The sequence below is a fragment of the Embleya sp. NPDC005971 genome (assembly GCF_040629175.1).
In the GTDB taxonomy this organism is placed as follows: domain Bacteria; phylum Actinomycetota; class Actinomycetes; order Streptomycetales; family Streptomycetaceae; genus Embleya.
This window is the reverse complement of sequence record NZ_JBEXUX010000140.1, coordinates 1-7,097: the sequence shown is the minus strand read 5'-3', so window position 1 is coordinate 7,097 and position 7,097 is coordinate 1. Positions and strand designations below refer to the sequence as shown.

Annotated in this window: 5 protein-coding genes and 1 pseudogene; 4 read left to right on the top strand and 2 right to left on the bottom strand. The window is 70.2% G+C overall.

Annotated features, from left to right (window positions below; genetic code table 11):
* The 3 genes and pseudogenes from ABZ374_RS47665 to ABZ374_RS47655 all read left to right on the top strand — a co-directional run.
* Window positions 1–399: pseudogene (locus ABZ374_RS47665) on the top strand (IS30 family transposase); the annotation flags it as partial.
* 253 nt (window positions 400–652) lie between these two features.
* Window positions 653–1,627 carry an ATP-binding cassette domain-containing protein gene (locus ABZ374_RS47660; RefSeq protein WP_360324860.1) on the top strand — a complete coding sequence of 325 codons (975 nt, stop codon included), beginning with the start codon at window positions 653–655 and terminating at the stop codon, window positions 1,625–1,627.
* On the top strand, window positions 1,624–2,478 hold the full coding sequence (locus ABZ374_RS47655) for an ABC transporter permease (protein ID WP_360324857.1): 855 nt from the start codon (window positions 1,624–1,626) through the stop codon (window positions 2,476–2,478). Before ABZ374_RS47660 ends, ABZ374_RS47655 begins: the two co-directional genes overlap by 4 nt.
* Window positions 2,479–2,853: 375 nt before the next feature.
* Here ABZ374_RS47655 and ABZ374_RS47650 read toward each other — a convergent pair whose 3' ends face one another.
* A complete protein-coding gene (locus ABZ374_RS47650) occupies window positions 2,854–3,327 on the bottom strand; it encodes a GNAT family N-acetyltransferase (RefSeq protein ID WP_360324862.1) in 474 nt (157 codons plus the stop codon).
* Window positions 3,328–4,774: 1,447 nt separating this feature from the next.
* On the opposite strand from ABZ374_RS47650, the gene ABZ374_RS47645 reads away from it, so the two are divergent.
* Window positions 4,775–6,010 carry a methyltransferase domain-containing protein gene (locus tag ABZ374_RS47645; RefSeq protein ID WP_360324855.1) on the top strand — a complete coding sequence of 412 codons (1,236 nt, stop codon included), beginning with the start codon at window positions 4,775–4,777 and terminating at the stop codon, window positions 6,008–6,010.
* Window positions 6,011–6,076: 66 nt separating this feature from the next.
* Here the strand turns inward: ABZ374_RS47645 and ABZ374_RS47640 are convergent, their stop codons facing one another.
* Complete coding sequence (locus tag ABZ374_RS47640; RefSeq protein WP_360324852.1) at window positions 6,077–6,712, bottom strand: hypothetical protein; 636 nt, start codon at window positions 6,710–6,712, stop codon at window positions 6,077–6,079.
* Window positions 6,713–7,097: the final 385 nt, after the last annotated feature.

The window sequence follows — 7,097 nt, the reverse complement described above, 5'->3', positions numbered from 1 at the left end:
GGCAAGGGCAACCGGTCCGCGATCGGCACCCTGGTCGACCGATCCACCCGCTACGTCGAACTCCTCCACCCGCCCGGCGGCCGGGGCGCCGAGCAGGTCCGCGACGCGCTCGTCCACGCCCCCGGCGACCTCCCCGCCGAACCGGCCCGCTCGGTGACCCGGGATCAAGGCGGCGAGACGAGCCGACACGACGAGTTCACCCGCTCCACCGGCGTCCCCGTCCACTTCTGCGAACCCGCCGGCCCCTGGCAACGCGGCTCGAACGAGAACACGAACGGCCCGCTCCGCCGGTACTTCCCCAAGAGCACCGACCTGTCCCTCCTCGGCGCCGGGGACCTCGCCTTCGTCGCCGCCGAACTCGATAGCCGCCCCCGCGAGACCCTCGGCTGGAACACCCCGCGAACCTCTTCGCCAAGCTCGTCGCAACACTGGAATGACCACCGTGTTGCAACGATTGCTGGAAACCGCCTGTCCGTCACGCAGGTCGAGCAGGTTGACCCGGGCTTCGTCCGGGGCGATCACGGCTGCCGAGGTCCGCCGGGCCACGAATGATCCAGGGAGAGGCCGGGAGGCGCGCTGCCGCGGCTGCGAAGACTCGGGCGCGGGGGAGAATGGAACCGACGGGTGTCCTCCACACGAGGGAGAAAGGCCCGTGAACGAGGCGATTGACGTCGAGGACCTCGGCAAGCGGTTCGGCGCTGTGACGGCTCTCGAATCGGTGGACTTCCATGTCGCCGCAGGGACGGTTTTCGGCCTTCTGGGCCCGAACGGCGCGGGCAAGAGCACGGCGATCCGCATCCTGACCACGATCGCGCGTCCCACCGCCGGGCGGGCCTTCGTGCTCGGGCACGACGTGGTCCGCGATGCCGCCACGGTCCGGAGCATGATCGGGCTGGCCGGACAGTACGCAGCGGTCGACAAGAACCTCACCGGCCGGGAGAACCTGCGCCTGATCGGGCGCCTCACCCACATCCGGCGCTCCCGTGTCCGGGCCCGGGCGGCAGAGCTCTTGGAACGGTTCGACCTCGCGGAAGCGGGCGACCGCCCTGCCCGAACGTACTCCGGCGGCATGCGCAGGCGGCTGGACGTCGCCGCGGCTCTGGTCCCCGATCCGCCCGTGCTCTTCCTCGACGAGCCCACCACAGGACTTGACCCGCAAAGCCGCAATGCGTTGTGGGAGATGATCCGCGGCCTTGTCGCCGATGGGACCACCGTGCTCCTCACCACCCAGTATCTGGAGGAAGCCGACCAACTCGCCGAGCGGGTGGTGGTCATCGACCGGGGGCGGGTCATCGCCGACGACACGCCGGCTGCGCTCAAGGCCCGCCTGGGCAACACGGTCATCGAACTCGACCTGGAGGAGGCCGGCCGGGGAGAGTGGGCGGCGCAACTCGTGAGCGCTCGGTTCTCCACCCGCGCGGACGTCGAAGGCTCCCGATTGCGCTTGACGTCCCACGACGGGTCGCGGCCGCTGCTGGACATCCTGCGCCTCCTCGATGCACACGGTCTGGTGCCCGGCGCCGTGGCGGTCCACGAGTCCAGCCTCGACGACGTGTTCCTGGAACTGACCGGCCGCCGTGCAAACGCCGCCCCGGAGTCCGCTCGAACCTCTCCGGATGAGTCGTGACCAGGCCAGGCGCGTCCCCCGCGACAGTTGCCCGTAGCGGCCGGGCCGGCGGAGTCTCGGCGCCGTCGACGCGCGGAGCGCTGTCCCTCGTTCGTACCGCTCAGGACGGACTCGCCATCGCGTGGCGGAACCTGATCGCCCTGCGCCGAGTGCCACGGTTGCTGATCTTCTCCACCATCCAGCCGCTGGTCTTCGTGTTGATGTTCCGGTACGTATTCGGCGGCGTCGTACAACCGGCCCTGCACGGGGTCGATTACGTCGACTTCCTGATCCCGGGAATTTTTGTGCAAACCGCGGTGTTCGGCGCCATGAACACCGCGATAGGGCTCGCCACCGACATGGACACCGGCCTGATGGAACGGTTCAGATCCCTGCCCATGGCCCGCTCCGCGGTACTTGTCGGCCGCACTACCGCCGACCTCGCCAGGAACGTCTTCGTCGTGGCACTGATGGCCGCGGTCGGCTTCGCCATCGGATTCCGCATCCACGCCGGAGTCCCGGCCTTCCTCGGCGCCATCGTGTTGGTCCTGGCCTTCGGCTTCGCGATGTCGTGGATCTTCGCGGTGGTCGGCATGGCGGTCGGCGATCCGGAGACCGCCCAGGCCGCGGCCTTCCCCGTGCTTGCTCCGCTGGTCTTCGCGTCGTCGGCGTTCGTTCCCGTGGCAACCATGCCGGGGTGGCTGCAGGCCTTCGCGGAGCATCAACCGGTGTCGCGCAACGCCGACGCAGTACGCGCTCTCGTACTGGGCGGCCCCACCGCCACCGACGTCTGGCAGGCTTTGGCGTGGGACGTCGCAATCGTCGCCGTTTTCGCGCCGATCGGGGTATGGCTGTACCGCAGGGAACCCTAGACTCGGGACCTGACCCGTGCTCCGGGCGGACGCTCCGCGTGCTCGTATCGGCGGTGTTCGGTGTCGGTGGCCTTGTGAAGACGCCGCCGCTGTGGTCGGCGCAGGAGAATCCAAACTCGAGGCACTCGTCGTTTCGGCTCCCGACACGGATTGCGCGTCGAACTCCGGGGCAAGACGAGCGAGACCCAAGTGGTCCACCGCGCGATGCCGCGCGATCGCCCGGCCCGGGACATCGAGCACCGCACGACCGTTCGCGCGCTGCGGTCAACAGCCCAACGCATCGACTCGGGAAAGTCGTTCGGCGTCGAATGCGGTTCGATCGTCGCCGTGACGATTCACCCGACTGGTCCCCCCTCGCAACGCCCCTCACCCTGTTTACCGGCTATGCCACGTTGGTGCTGCGTAGCAGCGGATGGCCACCGTCTGGTGCGGGCTCCACTGTTGCTCGACTGTGGCCATCAACTGCCAGCCCAGGCGCTCGTACAGGTCTGCCGCGGCCGTGTCGGACGTGACGACGTCGAGCACCGGATGCAGGCCGCGATGCCGTGCCTCCTTCACTGCTCGGTCGATCAGCACTGCGCCGATCCGATGTCCCCTCGCCTGCGGGGCGACGAAGAGTCTGCCGACCACGGCGGTAGCGCTCCGCCCCGCCCCGTGTCGCTCGCTCCACAGCCCCGGAGCCAGATCGCCTTCGCCGACCTGCGACAAGCAGACATGCCCGACCAGGCGCCCGTCGACTTCGGCGACCCAGGAGCCCAACAAGGGACCGCGTGACAGCCACTCGCCGGGCTGATCGGGCCAGTTCACCGGATAGCCGTCGCGCGCGTGGACTTCCGCGAGGACGCGCACACACTCCTCGATATCGCCATCCGCCCGCCGCCGGACGCGGTGGCTCGGCCGCTCGTCAGGCACCCCGGAGTTCTCGATGTTCACGGTGCAATGGGAACACAGGCCACAGAGTCGGAACCAGCCACTTCACGCCGCTGTTGGGGCGTGCCATTCACCGAACACGGCTACGTTCGTGTACGACTGGGGATCCACCCCGCGCGCTCGGTTGCCTTCGACCGCACAGGACAGCATGCCGGCTGCGGTCGCGCCGTCCTGGCTGATCGCCCGTACACCTGACCGGTTTGCAGGTTGTGCTGTTGTTGTCCGTGCCGGGTGCCCGGCGGTGCATGATCCGGTCGTGGACCATGACCTGCCGCGGCTGGGTACGCGTGGCCTGGAGCATGTGGTCCCGCATCGAGTCCGTCGACGGCGAACGCGGTGTCGCGGTCGTCTGCCACGATCAGTCCGTGGGCGCAGACTCGGCCACCTTGCGGCTCCTTCTCGACCGGCACGTCATGCCCGCGTCGGTACGGAATCGCCCGCCCCGGCGATCCACCGACGCCATCGGCCGGCTCGACGACAGCACCTCCACCACCGTTGCGCCGCTACACACCGTTCACCACGTCCGTCGTCGCGGGACGCCGGCGCGGTCGACGTCCACTGGCGGGTCCACGACCTCGCCCAGGACTGTGTCGATCAAGGCGGCAGCACCCGACCCGTGATGATCGACCCACCAGCACGCAAGGACTGAGCCCGCGGTGCCGGGCAGCGGCCCCGAGAACACGAACCAGTCCGTTCTCGGTGATGCGGCGTAACCGGTCCCTGGTCCGTCAATCGACGCCGGGCGGCCGGTCGCCCGCCTCGGGATCAGTGGTGGTCAGTGGTGATCACAGCCACCGTCCAACACGTGTCGTGTCCGGGCTGGTCAAGACCCTCGCCGCCCCGATTCCGCACCAGCGACGCGCCAAGCTCACCGGCGCCCGCGTCGCCACGACACCGCTGGCTCCGCCACCGTCCCAGCCGCGACGGGCCGTCCGGCGGGTCGGCGCCGACGGCACCTTCGCCGTCGCCCGACCCCGGGGCCTGCAAGTCGACAACTCTCCCCCGGCCCGGCGGCCCGGCGGCCCCCAGCAGACCGGACACGAGCAACTCCGGGACCACGCCGCAGGAACCGGGCTGCAGCACGGTGTGCGCACGGGCGATCCCGGCGGAGGCGGCGTTCCCGACTTCCGACCGAGGGCGGTGGGGTGCGCGTCGTCCGGGTGGATTCGGCGCAGCGTCTTGACGCTTACGTTCCGGGATTTCTAGGGTGCGTTCAGTAGCCGCTCGGAAGGTGGTTCGCGATGCCCGGTGATCATGGCGGTCCGCCCGCTCCGATTCAGCCCCCGCAGCCGGATCCCAATCCGACTCCGGGGGATCCGTCCAAGGACGGCAGTACGCCTCCCGGGCCCGGTCAGCGGCGCAAGCCGTGACGGTGGTCGGATCCGATTCCCTGGCGGCCCTGCTGGCGGACAAGAGTGTGTTGCCGGACGGGTGGCGGCCGGTGTTCGAGCGCGTCGCGCGGGAGGAGTTCGTCGCCGATCGGGTCTGGCCCGAGGACGGCGACGTCGTCGTCGACCGCCGCCGTGACCCGAAGGCGTGGCGGGCGGCGGTGTATTCGGATCGTGCGTTGGTGACCCAGTGGGACGACGGCCGGCATGCGGGCGACGGCGCGGGGCGGTTGGCGACGTCGTCGGCATCGGCGCCTTCGACCGTCGCCGAGATGCTGTTCGACCTCGATGCCCACCCGGGCATGCGGGTGTTGGAGATCGGGACCGGGACCGGATACAGCGCCGCGCTGCTGGCCGCGCGCGGCTGCGAGGTCGTCTCGGTCGAGATCGATCCCGAACTCGCGGAGCAGGCCCGGGCGAATCTGGCGCGGGCCGGGTACGGCGACGCAGTCCGGGTCCTCACCGGCGACGGAACCCTCGGACACCCCGGCGCGGGCCCCTACGACCGGGTCCAGGTCACCGCCGGTGTGCGCCGCATCCCCGCGGCGTGGATCGAGCAGGCGAGGCCGGGGGCGGTGATCGTCATGCCCTGGGGCACCGACCACACCACCGGGGACTGTTCCCTGCGCCCGGTCGTCGACGCGGACGGGCGCAGTGCGAGCGGGCCGTTCACGATGGCCACCGCGTTCATGAAACTCCGCCGCCAACGCCCCGATCGCCGGCACTACGGCGCCGCGTCGCTCCCCTCCGACTGGGCCGAGGCCGCCGTCGCGTCCACGACCTCGCTCGGCTGGAACGACGTGGTCGCCGGGCCGTTCGACCCCGTCGGCTTCGTCCTGGGACTGCACGTACCCAACTGCCTCGCCCAACCCGCCCCGGACGGACACGGCGGCGGAACCCTGTGGCTGCACGCCGCGGACACCGGCCACGGACACTCCACCGCCGCCGCCGGATTCGCCCCCGGCCACACCCCCCATGTTCTGCAGAGCGGACCACGGCACCTGTGGGACGAGGTGGAGACGGCGTGGCGCTGGTGGGACGGGCAAGGACGCCCCACCATCCACGACTTCGGACTCACCGCCACCGTCACCACGATCGGCGACACGGCCGTCGTCGAGCAACTCGCCTGGTACCGCGACCGAAACCACCCACTCGCGCCGTTGGTACACGACGTACGTCCCGCCAGCACGCCAACGGTGAGCACCGGGGCGTGAGGGCCATATACCTCGGCCATCGTCGGGCCTGACTCGGGCGAGTCGCCGAACCTGCCCACATCGTCGTCACAGGCGTTCGAGGATGTTGCGCAGGATGCTCTCCACGGACCGCGTGTCGCCGGGTATGCGGTGGGTGTTCTCGCCGGCCGTGGCCAGGAGCGCGTCGCGGGTGATCTCGGGATCGAGTTGTCCGCTCTCCATCGCGTCGAGAACGGGACTCACCACAGAGTGCACCGCCCCATCGATGGGGAACCGACCACGTGCAAGGGCCTCGAGAGCTGCGGTGACGTCGAGCAGAAGCAGGGTCCGGCTTCGGTGGCGCGGCTGTGGTGCGGGTGTGGCGTGCGCCGGCGGCCTGGGGACGGCTTTGTCCGGTCGGTGGAACATCTCGTCGGTGATCGCGGGGCCGGCCACGAGGAAGTCGGCCAGGTTCCGTGCCCGTGACTGGTCCGGTACTTCCAGTCTTTCCACGCGCACGTGCGGCGGAAGGGCGGGGAGAATGTCACGGAGTTGGGTGCGGGTCTCCATCAGGACGGTCAGGGCGGAGTCCAGGCCGTCGAGGAGCTCGCGTGCGGGGGTGAGTGTGGCCACCGGGGTGCCGCTCGCTCCGTCCAGGATCGCGACGCCGCCCGCCCAGTCGGGGGCATGCGCGCCGAAGACGAGTTGGACGCACAGTTGTTCGCGCTCGGCCCACGCGTGCACGGCGTCGCTGAGTTGCTCTCTCCGCAGGGGCGAATAGAAGTGCCAGTGTCCGGCCCGATCGGCCAGGTTCTTCCTGCGTCGGGCGTGCTCGTCAGCCGCGCGTTGACGTTCGGATGCGGCGTCGGTCTCGGCCTTTCGTGCCTCGGCCTGCGCGACGAGCGTGTCGCGCTCGGCGGCCTCGACGTGGGCGTCGGTCTCGGCCGTCTCCCGCTCCAGGGCGATGTAGTGGCGGGCCGTCCACCACAGCGGGGGCGGCGCCGTGGGAGCGTGGCGGGAGCCGCGTCCTTGGTGGGGGTGCCTCTATGTCTTTCGTCAACCGAGATCGGGTCATGCTGCGACCGGTTCGGCCGGTCGGGATTCGTAGAAGGTTCCGTCTCTGAGCATG